This window comes from Allokutzneria oryzae (assembly GCF_042429765.1).
GTDB classification, from domain to species: Bacteria; Actinomycetota; Actinomycetes; order Mycobacteriales; family Pseudonocardiaceae; genus Allokutzneria; species Allokutzneria oryzae.
In genome coordinates this window covers 178608-196057 of record NZ_JBHLZU010000032.1, presented here as the reverse complement: position 1 = coordinate 196057, position 17450 = coordinate 178608, and the positions used below count along the sequence as shown (strand labels likewise).

11 protein-coding genes and 1 pseudogene are annotated in these 17450 nt (G+C 69.0%); 2 read left to right on the top strand and 10 right to left on the bottom strand.

Features of this window, described 5'->3' with window-relative positions:
• Positions 1–2: 2 nt before the first annotated feature.
• Positions 3–2243 (bottom strand): endo-1,4-beta-xylanase, encoded by a 2241-nt coding sequence (locus tag ACFFQA_RS34440; RefSeq protein ID WP_377861419.1) that lies wholly within the window; start codon positions 2241–2243, stop codon positions 3–5.
• Positions 2244–2426: 183 nt separating this feature from the next.
• On the opposite strand from ACFFQA_RS34440, the gene ACFFQA_RS34435 reads away from it, so the two are divergent.
• Together ACFFQA_RS34435 and ACFFQA_RS34430 are read left to right on the top strand one after the other, a co-directional pair.
• The gene (locus ACFFQA_RS34435; protein ID WP_377861417.1) at positions 2427–3776 is read left to right on the top strand and encodes a glycosyltransferase family 2 protein; all 1350 of its coding nucleotides are present in this window, start codon (positions 2427–2429) and stop codon (positions 3774–3776) included.
• Complete coding sequence (locus ACFFQA_RS34430; RefSeq protein ID WP_377861414.1) at positions 3752–4735, top strand: UDP-glucuronic acid decarboxylase family protein; 984 nt, start codon at positions 3752–3754, stop codon at positions 4733–4735. Before ACFFQA_RS34435 ends, ACFFQA_RS34430 begins: the two co-directional genes overlap by 25 nt.
• 282 nt (positions 4736–5017) lie before the next feature.
• On the opposite strand, the gene ACFFQA_RS34425 is transcribed toward ACFFQA_RS34430, so the two are convergent.
• The 9 genes and pseudogenes from ACFFQA_RS34425 to ACFFQA_RS34385 all read right to left on the bottom strand — a co-directional run bounded on the left by ACFFQA_RS34425 (position 5018) and on the right by ACFFQA_RS34385 (position 16804).
• Positions 5018–5611 (bottom strand): SMI1/KNR4 family protein, encoded by a 594-nt coding sequence (locus ACFFQA_RS34425; RefSeq protein ID WP_377861411.1) that lies wholly within the window; start codon positions 5609–5611, stop codon positions 5018–5020.
• Positions 5612–5632: 21 nt separating this feature from the next.
• Entirely contained in the window at positions 5633–7327 is a 1695-nt protein-coding gene (locus ACFFQA_RS34420; RefSeq protein ID WP_377861409.1) for a serine/threonine-protein kinase, read from the bottom strand.
• Positions 7324–8130, bottom strand: coding sequence for a hypothetical protein (locus ACFFQA_RS34415; protein WP_377861406.1), 807 nt, complete (start codon positions 8128–8130; stop codon positions 7324–7326). Before ACFFQA_RS34415 ends, ACFFQA_RS34420 begins: the two co-directional genes overlap by 4 nt.
• A gap of 40 nt (positions 8131–8170) precedes the next feature.
• Positions 8171–8881 carry a hypothetical protein gene (locus tag ACFFQA_RS34410; RefSeq protein WP_377861404.1) on the bottom strand — a complete coding sequence of 237 codons (711 nt, stop codon included), beginning with the start codon at positions 8879–8881 and terminating at the stop codon, positions 8171–8173.
• Between the two features lie 383 nt (positions 8882–9264).
• A pseudogene (locus ACFFQA_RS34405) lies at positions 9265–9824 on the bottom strand (GrpB family protein).
• A gap of 241 nt (positions 9825–10065) precedes the next feature.
• Entirely contained in the window at positions 10066–11280 is a 1215-nt protein-coding gene (locus ACFFQA_RS34400) for a cytochrome P450 (RefSeq protein ID WP_377861401.1), read from the bottom strand.
• Positions 11277–12275, bottom strand: a complete 999-nt coding sequence (locus tag ACFFQA_RS34395) for an NAD-dependent epimerase/dehydratase family protein (protein WP_377861399.1) — start codon at positions 12273–12275, stop codon at positions 11277–11279. The genes ACFFQA_RS34400 and ACFFQA_RS34395 overlap by 4 nt, the downstream gene beginning before the upstream one ends.
• A gap of 49 nt (positions 12276–12324) precedes the next feature.
• Positions 12325–13290, bottom strand: coding sequence for a beta-ketoacyl-ACP synthase III (locus tag ACFFQA_RS34390; protein ID WP_377861396.1), 966 nt, complete (start codon positions 13288–13290; stop codon positions 12325–12327).
• Positions 13291–14005: 715 nt separating this feature from the next.
• The gene (locus ACFFQA_RS34385) at positions 14006–16804 is read right to left on the bottom strand and encodes a helix-turn-helix transcriptional regulator (protein ID WP_377861394.1); all 2799 of its coding nucleotides are present in this window, start codon (positions 16802–16804) and stop codon (positions 14006–14008) included.
• Positions 16805–17450: the final 646 nt, after the last annotated feature.

Genomic DNA, 17450 nt, shown 5'->3' with positions numbered 1-17450 from the left:
TCTCACGTCGCGGCGATGGCCCAGAAGGCGGGCTTGGCCTGGAGCCGTTCGTCGAAGATCAGGGGGTTGTCGGTTCCGGTGTGCGGGAACGTGCACAGGTTGTCGGGGTTGTCGGCCAGCCCCCAGACGGTCACCGAGCTGATGTGACCGCACAGCAGGCGAAACGTCACAAAGACCTCGCCGTAGCGACGGCCCTGCTCCTCGGCGGACACCGCCGCGCCCCCGCCTGTGGGCCGAGGGCTCACGTCCAGCTCGGTGATCTGGTTGTCCAGGCCGAGCTCGGTGAACGTGCGCAGCGTGTCCTCGATGTCGGTGGCCGTGGGCTGGTCGACGGCGATGTGCATCTGGTGCCCGATCCCGTCGATCGGCACCCCCTCCGAGCGCAACCGGTGGACCAGCGCGGCGAGCCTCCTGCGCCTGGCTGGCCGAGTGGTGTCGTACTCGTTGAGGTAGAGCTTGGCGGCGGGGTCGGTCTCACGCGCCACGGCGAACGCGGTGCGGATGTAGTCCAGACCGGTGAGGTCGTACCACGGGCTGCGCCGCAACCCCTCGGGCTCGGTCTCGTCGATGACCTCGTTCACGACGTCCCACGCGGAGATCCGCCCCGCGTAGCGGCCCATGACGGCGCGGATGTGATTTTCCAGTCGCCGCAACAACAACTGCTTGTTCTCCGGTGCCGGGAGCAGTTCTGCGCCGGTGTCGTCCCGGAACACCCACGCCGGGGTCTGCTCGTGCCAGACGAGCGTGTGCCCGCGGACGGCGAGCCCGTTGGCGCCCGCGAAGCCGATCTGGGCGTCGGCATCGGTCCAGCGGTGGTGCCCCTCGGCAGGTTCGACCGCATCCCATTTGAGCGCGTTGCCCACGGTGACGGAGGCGCAGTGCTTGAGCACGAGCTCCGCGTGGTCCGCGACGATCTGGTGAGTGCCGATCGCCGTGCCGAAGGGGAAACACGCCGCGAGCACGTCCTTCAGCGAAGGGATGTCCGCCTCGATCGAGGGCCGGGGCAGGCGCCGCATGGTGAAGTCGTCCAGGTAGAAGGACGCGGTGCCACTCGTCGACTCGACGTAGAGGCTGAGGAAGTCGACTGGATGAGCCACGGTGTAGGTGCCCGCCAGTTCGACCCAGGCATCGGGTGTCACGACAGCGGTTTTGGTCACCTGGTCGAACTCGGCGGTGCCCGCGAGGTGGCGGCCGATGGACAGGCGCAGCCGCGAAGCGGGTTCGCCTGGCGTGAGCTTGACCCACACGGCGAATCGGCAGGTGGATCCGACCGGTTCCGCCTCCAGCGCCTTCACCGGCCCGGCCCAGCACGTGGCCCGCCCGGTGACCAGCAGGCTGCTGGTGCCCGTGTGGGCGTCCGCGGTCGTGACCACGCAGCTCTCACCGCCCTCGCGAGGACGCCATCCTTGGCGGGAGCCGTCCTCGAACGTGCAGCTCGTACCCGCGTCGTCCGGTGCGTCGTCCGGCGTCGCCGGCCTGTTCCGGTAGAACTCCCGCAGCGCTTCGAGGTGCGAGGTGTCGGTCGACTCCTTGACCGGCCCGGACCAGTGCACCATGAGCGTCGGGCACCGGTCCGCGCTCACGAGCTGGCCGTCACGCACGACACCGAGCACCGCTTCCGCCGACCGCTCCAGTGGAAGGTGCTCGACTCCTGCCCGCGTCAGCCCGAACAGGCTGGCGTACCGGTGCCCCGAGGTAACCATCAGGTAGTTCAGCAACGGTTGATCGACGACGTGCGGGCACATGTGCGGGAGGAGCTCGGCGGCCTGGGGCAGCCGGTCCAGGACGTCGTCCAGCCGCAGGCAGTCCCGCCTGGACGCGATGAACCCGGTCGCCCCGGAGAAGGCGATCTGTTTCCAGGTAAGGACTCCAGCGCCGTAGACCGAGTCGTTCCACACGTGTTCCCGGATCAGCGGGTCGTCACCGTGCGCCGTGACGAACCCGTAGTCGGCGAGCAGCTCGAAGGCGAAGTCGATGCCGTGCAACACGATCGCGTCGCTGTCGATGTAGACGAACTCCTCGAACGGGCCCTCCCACATGACGAGTTTCCGGTAGTGGCCCAAGGCTTTCCCGCGCAGCTCCAAGCCGATGGCTTCGCAGGTCCGCAGCAGGTCGATGTCCGTGAAGACGGAGAACCGGTGCCGCTCCCGCAGGGCGGTGAGCCCCTCGACGTCGTCGGCGAACGGGATCAGGCACAACGGCACGTCGGGGTTGAACCGCCTGAAACTGTTCAGGAACGGCACGGCGTGGTCCAGAAATCCGTCGTTGGCGAGGAAATACACTCCCCGGCGTTGCGACATCCGCGCATCCTCCTTGCATGCGACTGGCCGAAGCGAACGAGATCACCCTTGGTGGGAGCGGCCACGGGTGGTAAGAGCATGAACGGGAAGACATGATCATGTTAACCGTCCGGGAGTTGGGTGGTTGTGAGCATTTCGGTGGTCGTGCCGACAACGCTTGAACGCGCTGCCATCCGCGAGACGGTCGAGTCCGTCCTGCGGTCCGCCGCCTCGCGCGGGGACGAAGCCGAGGTGCTGGTGGTGGTCAACGGCACCACGGCGCGGCCTCCGTTGGAGAACATGGGATCGCCGATGCTCAAGGTCGTGACCGTGGAGCGCAGAAGCGCACCGGGAGCACGCAACATCGGATTTCGCTTGGCCCACAACGATGTTCTGCTCTTCGTCGACGACGACTGCATCGTGCCGTCGTCGTGGTGCCAGGAGCTCGGCACCGCGCTCGGCAGCGGCGACCGCGTCGCGGTGGCGGCTCCGGTCCGGACCCTGGTTCGGGGATCGGTGACGGCGTTCATCGACTACCAGCGCTTGTTCCACGCCCCGGCGGACGACACGGGCGAGGCGCAGTACGTGGTGACCGCCAACTGCGGGCTCCGCAGGGACCTGGTGCCGGGTGGCCTGTTCTTCGACGACCGCAACTTCAACAACGCCGGCGAGGACACCGGTTTCGGCCTGAGCCTGCGCGATGCGGGGCACACCCCGCGCTGGCTGGGGAACGCCGAGCCGGTGTCCCATCGGCTCTCCGAGGCAGTCGAGGAGATCTCGGAGCGGTACGCGCGCTACGGCCGCGCCCACGCTCGTCTCCACACCCGCAAGGCGCACCCCGAGGCCGCACTGCCCGGTGCCCTGGACTGGTACCGCTCGATCGTCGACGGCAGGGACGACGGCTACCGCCGCTTCAGCGAGTTCCCCGACCCCGCGGTGCGTGCGGCCTTCACCGTGTACGACCTCATCCTCCACACCAGCTTCCTGATCGGATACCTGGAGGAGCTCGGCCGCGAGTGGGGACACCAGCTGGTGCGGGTGGACCACCCGGCGCTCCGGGCGGGCTGGCGCCGCGTCGCGCGGCAGGTGGCAACGCCGATCACCGACCTGGCCGCTCCGGACTACTCCCAGCTCGGTCGAGATCCGGCAGCTCGCCGCCCGGTCGCACAGTGGCTGCCCCCGCTGCTGCGACAACACGCTCGCCCGATCAGCGCTACTCCTGCCTGTTCGAAGCTGGATGCGTTGGTGCGCAAGAGGTTTCGGTTCTCGGTGAACAGGCATCTGTGGCGCGGGCGGCTCGTCGACACCTGGACCCGGTTGTCGCGTCCTCCCGACACCGCGGAGGACATGGCGTCCCTGCTCAGATCCCAGGGCGGCTCGTTCCGAGAAGGCTGCCAGGAACTGGAAGGAATGCTCAGCGGCAGGCAACCGATCGCGGGGGCCTCGCCACGACCGGAGCGGAGAAGCGGGGCATGCGAGGTACTTGCGCGGTGGTGACGGGCGGAGCCGGGTTCGTCGGCTCGCACCTGTGCCGGCGTCTCCTGGCTGAGGGCTACAAGGTCATCTGCGTCGACAACCTGCTCACCGGGTCGCGCCGGAACATCACCGGCCTCGGCTCCGCCGGGCACTTCCGCTTCATCCCCTGGGACGTGAGCGAACGCGTCCGGATCGACGAGGCGGTGGACGTGGTGTTCCACCTCGCCTCCCCCGCATCGCCCGCCGCCTACCTCCGCTACCCGCTGGAGACGCTCACGGTCGGCTCGGCGGGCACGCACAACACCCTGGACCTGGCACACGAGAAGGGGGCGCGCTACGTCCTGGCCTCCACCTCCGAGGTCTACGGCAGTCCCCACGTCCACCCGCAAACCGAGACGTACTGGGGAAACGTCAACCCGATCGGCCCGCGCAGCGTCTACGACGAGGCCAAGCGCTTCGCCGAAGCACTCGTCACGGCACACGGCACCACGCGCGGCACCAGCACCGCCATCGCCCGCATCTTCAACACCTACGGGCCGCGCATGCAGCCCACCGACGGCCGCGCCGTGCCGACGTTCGTCGTCCAGGCGCTCACCGGCCAAGCGCTCACCATCACCGGCACCGGCACCCAGACCCGCTCGCTGTGCTACGTCGACGACCTGGTCGACGGACTGCTGAGGCTGCACAGCTCCACCACGCCCGGCCCGGTCAACCTCGGCAACCCCGACGAGATCACCATGCTCGACCTGGCTCTTCTCATCCGGGAGGCAGCGGGCTCGGACTCCCCCATCACCTTCACCGGCCGCCCCCAGGACGACCCCGACCTCCGCTGTCCCGACATCCGGCGCGCTCGCGCCGAGCTCGGCTGGAGCCCCACGGTCGACCTGCGCGAAGGCATGGCCCGCACGATCTCCTGGTTCCGGTCCGTCCACCATGACGCCTCGACGCGGCCGACCGTCGGCTCCGACACCGCGCACTGACCACAGCGCGCGGATACGCCCAGCGGAGCGCGAGTTCTTGTCCGCCGCACGGCGGCAGGTCTTGGATGAGGTGCGCGGCGGAGACGTTGACTCTTGCCCCGGCCACCGTGCCCGCCCCGCCCCCGCCCCCCGCTTTTCGCGTTTTGTCACCTAAATGCGAAATGGGAGCGCTCTTACGCGCAACTAGGTGACAAAACGCGAAAACACCGACCGCGTCAGCCAGCTCGCGCGCACACCGCGGTACGGGGTCGGACGCGCACCACAAGCGTGGCAGGACGGTCGCTAGACCCAGTCGAGGGTTCCGTCATCGCGGGCATCGGGCTGGTAGCCCTCGATGTCCGTGCCGCGCTCAAGCGCGTCGGCGATCTCGGCGAGCATCGCTGCTGTGCTGGGCCAGCTCGGCTCCGTGACGGCGGCCTCGTCCTCGTCCCACTGCATGATGCATCCGGTCAACGGGCCAGATCGCAGGTCCGCGAACAGGTAGTTGCCGCCTCCGTCGTGGGCGATGGGCAACCACAGCGGCAGCCAGTACGGGGTGCACGGGGAGCCAGCGGGCTCGGCGAGCAGCACCGCGGTCTCCGCGTCGTCCTCGCAGGAAGCGGCTTCGAGCATGCCTTCGCGACAGTCCACGGCCTCGTCGACCATGTACGGGGCGTACCTGGGCGGAATCACCCTGCTCCCGACGAATCCCGTCACCCCACACGAGTGCCGCCACCACGCGAGCAGGTCCGTGGGCAACGACCGACCCAGCAGCGCCTCCACGACCGCGATGTCCTTGTCCACCGCTGGCGGGCCGAGGTGTGCGGCGGAAACGGGCGTGTGAGTGCGCAACCAAGCGACGATCCGTTCCCAGGTGCTGTCGACACTGTGAGTCATCGAGGCAGTGTGCCGTGTTCGTCAGACCTTCCGCTGCGCTGGGCGCGAGGACCGTTCGGTAGCCAGCACGGAGCACGTTGCCGCGACTGCTCCGGCAAGTGCGCAAACCACACCGTGCACGAGAGATGGTTCGTGCTGGCTCATCACGGAGATGAACGTCCACACGGCTACCCCGAACACAGCGCCGAGCGGCAGCACCGTGTACCGAGCCGACGGCCTGCGGAACCCACGCCGCAAGGTACGCAGCCCGGCCTCCACATAGGCCAACGAGAACAGCCCCAGCACCAGGCTCCCGGCGCCCATCGCGGACGCGAGCGGATGCTGCTGCGTGAGAAACGTGAACTCCTGCACGGCATCCGCCTGCCCCGGGCGCGTCACCCGAACCTCTCCGGTGATCGCGCCGCCGACCAGCCACCGCGCGACGGCGGGCATGTCCACCTCGGCGGCGAACCGACCGTCCGGGAACTGCGTGACCCGGCTGCTCGTGCCCGATCCCAAGGGGACAGTCGCACCGGAGATGTCGATGTGGACGGGACCCTGGATCGGCCCGGCACCGGTCACCGAGATCGACTTGCTCAGGTCGACCGTGACCACATGACCTGGCTGCGCGTCGTTGACCGACACCTCAGCCTGCTCTGGATGCGGGAGCCGGGCGGGCGCGACCAACGCGACAGCAACCAGAACCACCAGGGCGACAGCCGCGAGCAAGGCGGGAACCAGCGGCCGTGGCCGGGGTTCGCTCCGTTGCCGCCCAAGTTCGACAAGCGTCGGTTCCGCACGAACCGCCGGCGTGGCAACCGTCGTCGTCTCTCCGGACTGGCCAGTCCCCGAGAGAGCGGCGACCACTCGCGGCGTGAGGTGCAGAACCGGGACTCCCGACCGCTCCAGCCAGCCGTGGCCGTACACCTTGGTCGCAGCCGCGGCCACGTCCGTGGCGAAGGACTCCGCTTCCCGGTACCGGTCGTGCTGCTCACGCGCCAGGCTGCGCATCACCACCGACGCCAACGGCTCCGGCACACCACGAATCCACTGCGGGTCAGCGAACATGTGCTGCCGCATCATGCTCAGCGCACCGCGGTCCTGGTCGAACGGCAGCACGCCGGTCAGCAGCTCGTAGAGCACTGTGCCCGCCGAGTAGACATCGGCGGCGGGTGAGAGGGCGTTGCCCATCGCCTGCTCCGGCGCGATGTAGGCGGGCGTGCCCAGCACCTCCCCGCCGTGCGTGACCAGTGTGGCCACCTCGCTGACCACCTGCGCGATGCCGAAGTCGGCGACCTTCACGACTCCGCTGGTGTTGAAGAGCAGGTTCTTCGGCTTGACGTCCAGGTGCAGCACACCGGCCAGGTGCGCGGCGTGCAGCCCGGACAGCATGGCCAGCGTGATCGCGCACGCCTGCTCTCCTGGCAGGCCGCCGCGCCGCATCCGGTCGAACACCGTGCCGCCGTCGAGCTTCTCCATCACCAGCAGGTTCTGCACGTAGTCGTAGACCGGGACGATGTGCGGGTGGTCCAGGCTCGCCAGCACCCTGGCCTCGCGGTCGAACCGCTCGCTCGCCCCTGCCCGGTCGGAGACCTCCGGCGGCAGCTGCTTCACCGCGACGTGACGGCCGAGCGAACGGTGCACTCCGGCGAACACCTCGCCCATCCCGCCCGAGCCGATCCGCCCACCGATCGCGTACTGCGGAAGCGCCCTGATCATGCTGAGCGGGGCGGTCATCCGACGCCCTCGGTCGTGGCGCCCAGCCGTTGGGTCGTCACGCCGACCGTAGGATCGTCGGAAGCCGACGGTGCCACGGCGGGAACCGGGTGCGGCGTCAGGTATCCGAGGAGAAGCCCAATCACAGCACTACCCAACACAACCGGGATCTCGATGGTGGGCTCGGGCGGAACAAGCCTGAGTACCGAAAGCGTAACGACGGCGACAAGGCCGGTCCCCACCCCGGCGGGAAGGAAACGCACGGCTCGCCTCCATCGGTTGGCCGACAGCCTGTGCCGGGCGAGTGCGAGCAACGCGGTAGCCCATGCAATCGCTGTCACCACGAGCAATGCGATGCCGAAGATCCCGTAGACCGACCACGGTGAACCGCGCACGTCGCTGACAGTGCTCGCACTTGCCAGCAACTCCCGCTGCGCCCCCACGACATCGACCGTGGTCGGCAACAACCCGATCGCCTGCCCTGCCAGGTCGGCGAAGTCGAGGACCAACGTTCTCGTAACGGTTTCACCGGCCGCCACGTCAAAGGGGACAGTGGTGTCGTAAGCGAAGAACGTCAACGCCAACGCCACACCCGTGACCCGCACGCTCCGCACGCGCAGCGGCGCGACCCCGCTGTTGGTGGCCGTCACGGTCAGCTCGACCGGCTTGCCCGGGTCGATCGTGACGGTATTGCCCGCGATGTCCTTGCCGTCAAAGGCAACCGCGATCCGCAGCGACTCAGCCGCATGGGCAGGTGAACCGCCGAGGAGGACGGCAAGAACGGTCACGCCGAGCGCAACCCCTGCCGCGATCACGCGTCTCATAAGGCATCCCGTTGTCGAGGGTGATGACTTGCCGGGAATGCTACAGCGCACCAAGATCTTCTCGGGACAACGCGACAGGGGTACCCATGCAACTGACCGCCGCTCTGGCAGCCGCTCTCGTGATAGTCACTCCCACGACACCAACGACAACCGCGCAGCCGCACCCGGCCGTGGCCCTGAAACCCAGCTCCGGCAAGGCAGGGAGCGGTTTCACCATCGCCTGGTCCGGGTTCCCCACCTGCCGAGTCCTGACGTTTGCATGGGAAGGCGCGCCCCTGACCTCCACCACGGCTCCCCCCGCCAGCGGCCAGGTGAACGCGACCGTCCCCGCCGATGCCAAGCCCGGCGGCCACGTCGTGACGGGAACCTGCACCAGCCAGAAACTGACCGCCAGAGCCATCTTCACGGTAATCGGCACGCCGACCACGACATCGGCTCCGCCGCCGAAGACCACGATCCCGCCGACCACTCCCCCACCGCCGGTGACCTCGCGACGGCCGCCACTGCCCGAACCGAGCACCCCTGTCACCGACGTCCCGCCACCTCCATCCACAGTGGACACACCGCCGCCGCCCACCACGACGACGACGCCGACCTCCCCACCTCCGCCGACCTCGCCCTCCGACGGCAACCTGCTCCTGGACCGCCCGACCATCCGCCCCGGAGACCCGCTCTCGGCGACAGGGCAAGGCTGCACCCCGAACTCCCCCGTGACACTGACCTCGAAGGGAACCCGAGTCGGCGCGGCCATCGCCGACACCAACGGCGCATTCGTGACCCCCGTCGAGTTCACTCGAATAGAACCCGGCCGCCACACCATCACCGCAACCTGCGGAGTGGTCCTGACAGGCGCCGTGGACCAAGTGGTGACGAGCTCGACCGGCGGCCACGGCAGCACCCTGGTGATCCTGGTCTTCTTCGTCCTGGCAGGAGTGCTTCTGATCCGCTTCCCCTGAGCCGCGCCGCCGCGCTCCACTCGCGGCTGACCGGGTCCTGCCCTGGCGTAGTTGTTCTGTCGTTGGACGAGTCGAGAACCACGATCGCCCCAAGTGATTCATTTCACTCGCCACTGAAGCCTTCATGATTATCGACCTTATGAGTCGGCGGTGCCCGAAGCGAATGGTCGGTGAGCGTTCAACTCATGTCGGGTGAAGGCGGGAGCGCGGGGAGGGACCAGCCCGTGGCGGCCGAGGGGACGATGTCGGCCCGTGGTCCATCGGGTCCGGCACGCTTGCCGACAGTCGGCGTTTGAACGCCCTCCTCAACGAGCCGCGTGGCCTCGTCGGCACGGAGGAAGTCGCGGAATAGCAACGCACAACGCGCGTTGGGACCGATGCTCACCCGGAGGTGGACGTTGCACGAGCGGGCTCCGACCGGCGGAGCGAAGACGAGTTTGCGGCACGGGACGCCGCTGGAGATCTCGGTGCGGTTCCATGGCTCGGGGCGGCACCGGAACCCAGCGCAGGCGAACAGGCGGACGTCCCGGGCTTCGTCGATCACCGATGTCCGGACCTGCACGTCGATGCAGTCTTGGCGAGCAGTCCGGGCACTGAGGTCGAGCCCACTTGGTCGATGGCAACGGCCAGGCCGTCCAGGGCCACAAGCACTTTCTCGGCTACCTGCCCGAACTCCGTCGGCCACTCCGGCCGGTAGTCCACCACTTCGACATGGGTGCGCTCGTCAGGAAACGGCATGCCACCACACGGTAGAGCGTCGACGATCATGCTCCCGGGCACGCCTGAAGCCGTGGTCGTCTGCCGCGTTTTCGGTCTCTCCGAAGTCCATGCGCGGTTGCCGCGCTGGTCCGACCACACCAGCGCGGCAACCTGTGATCGCCCATCGCGTCGGTGTGCGCTCCAGGTTTTCGAGGCCGCCCCGGAGTCCGTCACGCGCGCCGCGGCACGGTACGAGATCGGCGAGCCGCATCAGAAGGGCTTACCGGGGCCCAGTTGTGACGGGCAGATGGAGCAGGTGCCGGAAGTTGGGGCCCTTCATCCGTGGATGGTCGTGTCCCTCGACAGCCAGTCCTCCTGCTTGCTGACGCCAGGCTGCCACCAGGTGGACAGCCTGCTGGCGCGCGAGTCCCGCGCCGAGGCAGTAGTGCGGTCCGGCGCTGAAGGTCAGTGATCGTGACTGGGCACGGCCGGGGACGAAGGCATGGGGGTCGGCGAACACGTCGGGATCGCGGTTCGCGGCCCCGATCAGCACGTGCGCGAGAGTGCCCCGGGCGATTGGCGTCCCGGCCAGCACCGTGTCCTGCGTGGCGATCCTGCCGACCATGTGCGCGGGAGGGTCCCAGCGCAGGCATTCGTCGACGAACGCCGTGTCGTCGTGGCCGACGTCGGGATTTCGGCAGAGGGCCAGCACGGTGCTCGACATCAGGGACATGCTGGTGCTCACTCCTGCCGTGATCATCAGCACGAGGGCGGTGATCACCTCCTTGGTGGCGTCCCTGCCGGAGGAGTCCGGGTGGTCGAGCAGGTAGGCGATCAGTCCCCGTCCGGGGGTGTACGCCCGATCCTGGATCAGCTTGCGGCCGTAGGTAAACAGTTCGGTGATCGCCGCGTCCGCGCGCCTGGCGTGTGAGGGTCGAGGAGCGAGCTCCTCGACGAACGACAGGTCGGTTGCCATCCGCGTGATGAACTCGTGGTCCTGTTCGGACACACCGAGCAGCGCGCACATGACCGTTCCTGCCACAGGTGCGACGAAGTCGGCGATCGCGTCGCCACCGCCGGTGTACGCGACGTGGTCGACGAACCGCTCCGCCGCGGTGCCGACGACGCCCTGCACCGTGGTCGTGTGGGCGGCTAACGCGCGTGGTGAGAAGAAGGGGGCGAGGCGGCGGCGCTGCGCGGTGTGGTCGGCCCCGTTGAGGTGAAACAGGGTTTGGTTCACCCCGTGCCGTGCGGGCTTGGCCGCTTCGTCACCGATGTGTTGGCGGAAGTCCTCGTCGTCCGGGTTCCGCCAGACACCCGTGTCTGCCAGCACATCGCGGCAGGCGGCGTGACTGGTCACCAGGACCGAGTTCCACGGCGTAGCGATGACGGGACCGCGCAGGCGCAGCCGGTCATAGAGCTTCGCCAGTCCGGACTCCGTGGCGGCGGACCGCCACGCTCGCAGCAGCCCGTGGTCGGCGAGGACGGCGGTCATCTCGTCACCGCCGCTGACAGCCACTGGGAGACGAGGCTCGTGTTGGCCTCCAGCGCCGAGAGCAGTTCGGATCGCTGAGGAGGTACAGGTCCGCCCGCGACACTGCCGAGCGTGCTGGGGAACGGCGGGGCGTCGGGTGCGAACAAACCGAGCTGCACCAAGCGTTCCAGCCCTCTTCGGGGCTCGGCCGACGGTTGGAGCTCAGGGTGGCGGAACGGCAGCCCGGCAGCAGCGGCCACTGTCGAACACGCTGCCATGACGTCGGCCATCGTCAAGCGCGCAGGACCGGCAGTGGCCCAGTGGAGGGAGGGAACCGCGCCGGGGACGTCCAGCATGGCTTCGACCACCGCAGCGGTGTACCGGACCAGCGTTTCGACCCGGATGGCGTCGAACCAGTGGCCGGAGGTCACCGGCAGGCGGCGCACCCGGCCGCGCAGCAGTGCCTCCAGCAGCACCGGTGGGAACTGCTGCCGGGGGTCCGCCGCGCCGTCGTTCGACCCGACCAGCAGCAGGGCGGTGCGGATCATCGCCACCGGCTCCGGGCACGCCGCGGCGAGCTGTTCCGCACGCCGCTTGGAGTCCGCATAGGCGCGCAGCGCGCGGGACGTCGGATCGTCGTCGGTGTAGTCCTGGGCCGCGGAGGTCGAGGACATCATGACGACCGGAACGGCGGCCTCGGCGGCGAGGTCAAGGACGTTCCTCGTACCCCAGACGTTGATCTCCTTGAACATGTCGAGGTTGCTCAGGGTGAACCCGCTGACTCCGGCGCAGTGCACGACGATGTCGGTCTCCTCGCGGAGTCGCCGCCACGTGTCGTGGTCCAGGCCCAGTCCTGGCACCCGCACGTCAGCGGCGACACAGCGCACCGCTTCCGGCACGGCGCGCTGGCGCGTGAGGGCGGTGACGCGGTGACGTGCGGCCAGTACGGGCAGCAGGCGTGATCCGATCACGCCGGACGCGCCCGTCAGCAGGACACGCGCTGAATCGCCGTTCATCGACTTGGCTTTCTCTCGGTTGAAATCGAACTGACGTGCCTGCAGCGGGTCACAGTTCCGAGTGGACCGACCTGACGCGGGGCCAGATCAGCGCGGCGGACCCCCAGGTCAGACCGCCGCCGAACGCCGTGAGGACGGTGCGGTGACCGGGAGCCAGTGCTCCGGACCCCATCGCCGTGGACAACGCCAGAGGAATGGACGCGGCCGCGGTGTTACCCACTTCCGCAATAGCGCAGACAGTTCGTTCCTCTGCGATTCCCAGTCGTTGGGCGACAGCCTGGACGATGCGGGCGTTGGCCTGGTGCGGCACCAGCAGGTCGACGTCCTCCGTCGCCCAGCCGCAGTCTTTGATGACCCTCATCGAGGACGCGGAGATCTTTTCGATGGCCTGGCGATAGACCTTCCGGCCCTCCATGACCAGATATGGCCCTTCGCCGCCGCTGCCCGGGACATGGATCAAGTCGCTCCGGGATCCGTCGCTTCCCAGGTCCATCGCCAACAATGCACCAGGTTCGTCTGGTTCTCCGCGACGCAGGACGGCAGCACCGGCGCCGTCTCCGAAGATGACCGCGGTCGCGCGATCATCCGGGTTGAGAATCCGGCTGTAGGTTTCGGCGGCGACCACCAGGACACTCTGGGCAACGCCTGCGCTGATGAGACCCGCGGCTGTCGAAAGCGCGTACAGGAAGCCACTGCACATGGCCATGACGTCGAAAGCGGGTATCGGCCCCAGCCCGAGACGGGAAGCGATCTCAGGGGCACCGGCCGGGCAGGGGCGGCGGGGCGTGCTGGTCGCGAGGACCAGCGCGTCGACAGAGGCCAGTTCCGCAGCGATCAACGCGTTGCGCCCGGCCGCTGTGGCCAGGTCCATGACGTCGACCGACTCCGATACGTGACGCCGCGCCGAGATCCCGGTTCGCGTCCGAACCCACTCGTCGCTGGTATCCACGGTCAGCGCGAGTTCCGCATTGGAAACAACCCCCAGCGGAAGACAGCTGCCAAGGCCGGTCAACACACCGGCCCGATGGGGCCAATGGTTGTTGCCGCGAGACGTAATACAACTCAACCTACATGCCTCTCGGAACGGAACAAGCCGTGGAGCACGGGATGCCGACACGCTACTTCACACCCGACCAACCGATAAGGCACAGACCTCAAATGTTTCGGGCAGCATTTCGGTCACCTCTCACATGCTCACCATCCTGCGACAACTCGACCACATCGAGAGGAGACCGAAATTTTCTGACTTTTCGGTTGACGACGCCGGCCGACCTGAACATTCTCCTTTCGCGGTCTTGCGGAGGACGCCGGAATCGGGAGAACAACGACGATGTCCTGGTTCCCCGAACGGAACGCCGACACCGCCGGGCGCGTCCAGAAGCTCCGCAGGGTCGCCACGCGCTCGTCTTGCCGCAAGGGGGACTCGAAGCCACCTCAGACTTGCTGCCCGGGCTGGACGCGGCCTTGCCCCCGGACGGGCGCACCGGCTTGTGGCGCCAGCACAACGACCCGAGCCACCGCAAGAACAACGATGGGACGCGAGTCAAGTCGTGATGGCCGGGCATCGCGTTGTGCGGGGCCTGTTGTTCGCCGCTGGCGCGGCGCCCGAAGCCGAAGACGCGCCACATCTGCCGAGCCAAGAGCTGTGTCTCACGGAACCAGTGACTCGGCAACGACGGTCAGCGGCCTGCTCGACCGAACCGCGCTCCTGCGTTCCCGGATCTGACGGGTCACAGCACGGCGGTCGGCTCGCAGGCAAACACCTCGGGCAGGTCCGCTCGTCCGGAGATCGCCAGCTTCCGGTAGGCATTGGTCAGGTGGATCTCCACGGTGCGCAGTCCCACGAAGAGCTGTTCGGCGATCTGCCGGTTGGTCCGCCCCTGGGCGGCGAGCGCCGCGACCCGGCGCTCGCTCGGGGTCAGGGCGGCGACGCCGTCGCCCGTGCGCCCCGACGGACGGCCGCCGCTGGCCCGGAGGTCGGCCTCCACCTCCTGGGCGAGGTGGACGGCGCCGCAGTGGTAGGCCAGCTCGATGGCGGACCGGAACTGCTCACGCGCGTCGGTGACATGCCCGGCGTCCCGCAAGGCGACACCGACCGCGGCGGTGGACAACGCGTACTGCAGGCGGCAGGGCGAGTCCTTGAGCACCGCCCGCGACTCGGCCAGCAGCGCGAGCGCGGAGGGGCCACCCTTGATCAGGCCGAGCTCGCGCAGGGCGACACCGATCGGTTTCGGCGCGCCCCACGCGCGCGCGAGGTCGAGCTCCTCCTCGACGAGGTCGAGCGCCTTGGTGGTCTCGCCGGACCGGTGCCAGAGCAGCGCGGCCTCAGACCGCCAGGCGGCCACGGCGGGGTTCGACAGGCCGAACTGGAGCAGGCGCCTGCCGCATTCCAGGTAGTCCGCCAGACCGGCCCGCAGGTCGCCGCGGGCCGCCTTGAGCCGGGCCCTGCTGATCAGCGTCCAGGTGCCGAACAGGTGCTCGGGCACCTCCCCCAGTAGATCGGCGCGGCCGAGCAGCCGGTCGGCCTCGTCCAGCCGCGCCTGGTGCACCAGGGCCGAGACCATCTGCCCGATGGTCACCAGAGCGTGGTTGTTGCGCAGCGGGAGGCCGAGCTTGACGCGGGCGTCCAGGCTGACCTGCGCGTCGCTGTACCAGTCGGGAATACGGCCCATCCGGGCGTGGACCTCGGCGCGCTGCGCGCACAGCGCGGCGTAGCTGAGCACCGCTCCGCGCGCGAGGGCTCGGTCGATGGCGGCGTCGCAGTGCGCCAGCGCGAGGGAGAACTCATCGGCGGCGGCCAGCGCCGCGACCGAGCCCGACAGGACGGAGGAGGCGCCGTCGTCACCCGCACCCGCGAGGGCACGCAGCGTCTCGGTCGCGTAGTCGATGGTCTCCTGCCTGCTGTGGGCCTGCATCAGCTCCTGGAAGCTGCGCCTGCGCGCCGCGCCGTCAGCACCGGCCGCCTTCAGGTGCGCGAGCACGTCCGGCGCGCTGGAGAGCAGGAGCAGCCCGGTTCCGATCCACTCGCCCTCGACCTGGGCGGCCAGTTCCGGCTCGTGCGGCGCCAGCTCGCGCCGCACCCGGTCGAGGAGGGCGACCGCGGCGGGCTGCTGGTCGGCCGCGCAGAGCGCACGGGCCAGATCCACCGCGACGGCGGCGACATCACGCGGCTCCGACGACAGGCTCATCCCCGCGCGCAGGTGTTCGATGGCGGCGCCGAGATCGATGTTGGCCTCGGCCCGCCCCACCTCGACCGACAGCGTGGCGCGCTCGGCGTTGGAACACGGCTCCTGCAACACCCGGTGCAGATAGGACACCGCGCTGTCCGGGGCGCCGCGCCGGAGCGCCTCGTCGGCCGCCTGCTTCAGGGTCTGCGCCGCCCACGGCTGCCCGACGGGCGCGGCGCGCAGCAGGTGCGCCGCGACCCGCTCCGGTGCGGCGCCCCGCTCCGCGAGCACGCGCGCGGCGGAGGCGTTCAGCGACTCGCCTGCCTCGGCCAACTCCCCGTCGGCGAGCAGCGCCGCACCGATGATCGAGTGTGCAAATCGGACCGAGTTCCGCTCACGCACCAGGATTCCCCCGCCGACGAGAGCGCGGACCAAGTCGGCGGCGCGGTCGGGCTCGACGTCAGCGACCGCCGCCAGCACGTCGAGGTCGGTGGTGTCGCCGAGCACGGCGAGCGCGGTGACCAGCCGGTCCGCCAGCGAGCCGACCCGGCGCAGCTCGCGGCGCACGATCGAGGCGACCTCAGGCGGCCCGAAACTCATGATCCGCACACCGGAGTCCGCGACCGGCGCCATGCCCGCCGAGGCGCAGCTGCGGAACAGCGCCTTGAGCAGGAACGGGTTCCCCCCGGTCGCCGCCAGGCAGGCGTCCCAGAACCCGGGCTCGGCCGCGTCGGCGAAGTAGGCCGAGCCCATGTCCGCCACGGCGCCGCTGTCCAAACCGGTGAGGCCGATCCGTTCGGCCAAGCGCGCGAGGACATCCTCCAGCTCGGAACCGCTGGGCCGGCGGTCCCCCGAGCGCTTCGCCAGAACCACTGTGATCGGCAGGTCGGTCATCCGGCGCAGGAGGTAGCCCAGCCACCGCAGCGACGGGGCGTCGGCCCACTGGACGTCGTCGACCAGGATCAGCACCGGCCGCTCGGCGGCCAGGTTGACCGCCAGCCAGAACAGACCGTGCATGCGGGCGAAACCCGCCTCCGCGTCCCGGTAGCCCAGGGCGTCTGCGGCGAAGACCGTGGCGGCGTGCTGGGCCGGGCCGACGAACGGGGACGACTCGCTGGTCAGCACGACGGGATCGAACAGCTGCCGCACCACTCCGAAGGCGAAGTCGTTCTCCACCTCACTGGCCGAGGCCGACAGCACCAGGTACCCGGCTCGGTTGCCCATGCTCCTGGCCGCCGTCAGCAACGCCGACTTCCCTATCCCGGCCGGTCCTTCGATCAGCAGGCTGCCGGGTTTGAGGAGCGTGGAACCCGTCAGCACGGAATCGATCATCGACAGCTCACGAGCACGTCCTACGAGCAACGCCTGAACCCTTTTTGCGGCCGAACGAATGGGTCGTCGAGATCCTACTGATGCATCTGAAGTGCTCGAAGTCAGGACGCGGCGGAACCACCCGCTCGGCTGGCGCTGACCGGAAGGCCAGACTTCACCGCCAAAGGTCCACAGTCACGCGCGGATGAGCCGGAACTCGGTGGCCGCCGTGGACGTCCACAATGGACAGCTCACCCTCGACGGGTGCGAGAGCCGCACCTGAAAGGTCCAGGGGGGCCAGCCGTCGGGTGCGGAGATGGCCGTCGCCAGTCCTCTTCGCGGCCAGCGGCGCTGATCCCCGTGCCGGTGTGCGGACGACCAGGGCGGCCTGGTTGAACGGGCTCAATGCGCCGGTGTTGGTGCGAGTGCCTCGCCGGAGGCGTCCTTCCGCAGCATGCCGGAGACGAGCAACGCCGTCCGGTCGTGTACCGGCGGAGCGAGTCTCTGCTACTCCGACGACACTACTCCGACGACCTGATCGCGCCCCCATCGAGGGTCACTGGGAAAGATCCACTGCCTCGTGGTCGCCTGAAGCAATCACAAGGGTGACCGCTGCAGCAGGTTGGCCGGCCCAAGTTGCCCACTCGCACGAAATATGGACGAAAGGCAGCACAATCTGGACCAACAGTCAGCCTTT